This is a genomic window from Roseomonas sp. TAS13 (assembly GCF_001950415.1).
Taxonomy (GTDB): Bacteria; Pseudomonadota; Alphaproteobacteria; order Acetobacterales; family Acetobacteraceae; genus Roseomonas; species Roseomonas mucosa.
The window spans coordinates 1-1,230 of sequence record NZ_BDLP01000670.1 but is presented as its reverse complement, the minus strand read 5'-3'; the positions used below and the strand labels follow the sequence as shown (position 1 = coordinate 1,230).

General features: G+C 72.4%; 1 protein-coding gene and 1 pseudogene. One reads left to right on the top strand and one right to left on the bottom strand.

Annotation, left to right across the window (positions count from 1 at the left end):
• Positions 1-529, bottom strand: a pseudogene (locus ROTAS13_RS24715) (adenylate/guanylate cyclase domain-containing protein); the annotation flags it as partial.
• A gap of 254 nt (positions 530-783) precedes the next feature.
• On the opposite strand from ROTAS13_RS24715, the gene ROTAS13_RS24710 reads away from it, so the two are divergent.
• On the top strand, positions 784-1,209 hold the full coding sequence (locus ROTAS13_RS24710) for a hypothetical protein (protein WP_075823683.1): 426 nt from the start codon (positions 784-786) through the stop codon (positions 1,207-1,209).
• The last annotated feature ends 21 nt before the right edge of the window (positions 1,210-1,230 follow it).

Here is a 1,230-nt window from a genome sequence, read left to right as displayed (position 1 = left end):
CCTGTCCCGTGGCGATCCCGGCCCGGGCGCGCAGCGGCTCCTGCCCCGACGGCAGGTTCGGCAGCGGCACGCGCAGCCGCCGCACCGTCTCCACGGCTTCCAGCGCGGCGCGGACGGCGCGTTCCGGGTCGTCCTCATGCGCAGCGGGGAAGCCGAAATAGGCGAGCACGCCATCGCCCAGGAACTGCGCGATGCGCCCGTCATAGCGCGCGACCGGGCCGGCGCAGGCCTCGCGGTAGCGCTGCATGATCCGCATCAGGTCCTCGGGCTCCAGCAGCTCCGCGAGGCGGGAGGAGCCGACCAGGTCGAGGAACAGCACGGAAAGCGGCCGGCGCTCGGCACCGCTGCGGGCGCCCCGGGTCCGCAGCGCCCGGCGGAGCTGCTTGCGGGCGCCGATCGGCAGGCCCAGCTCGCGCAGGTCCGCCTCGCTGAGCTCCGGCAGATCGGACAGGCTGATCCCGTGCTGGGCGAAGTCCGGCGCGTACTGGGCAAGGCCCACCGACTGCAGCCACCGGAGCACGTCATCCATGCTGAATTCCGCCCATGATCCTGCCGCAGCCTAACGGATTCAGCGTCTTGGTGAAGGCGTGTCGGCGGTCCGGGAGCGTGTCGGCGGGGCAGTGCGGCATTTCCGTGCGTTGACGAACGCCATCCCGGGGAAAAAGCGGCGGCCGATGAGCGGTGTGACCTGCCGCACAGCCCGGCGGGCCCGTGCCCGGCAGGATGTCCTCAGACGAATCAGCCATATGCCGGGCGGAGCCAGCCTGGCCGGGAGGATAGACCATGCTGGAAGGCCAAGCGTCATCCGTTCGGACGACTCCGGAGGCCGGTGCCCAGGTCAGCCGGTCCCCCCTGCTGCCGTTGGCGGCGCCGGCCGAGGATCCGGTCTCCACCGTGATCGGACTGATCTACGAGGCCGGCATGGCGCCGGAGCGCTGGCCCGAGGCGCTGGGCCGGCTGGCGGACCTGTTCGGCAGCGCCGCGGCGGCGCTGCATGTCGGCGAGACGGGGGTGCCGGCCCGGATCACCATGGCCTATGGCCTTTCCGAGGAGGCGGTGCGCGGCTATGGCGGCTGCTACAACGCGCTCGACCCGGTGACGCCGGCCGTGCTGGCCGGCGCGGCCTGGAAGGCGCCGGCGACCCTGCGGCAGATCGCGCCGGCGCTGGAGCGCACGCGCTTCTTCACCGACTGGATGCCTGTCCCTTGATCACATCTACGCACAGCTCCA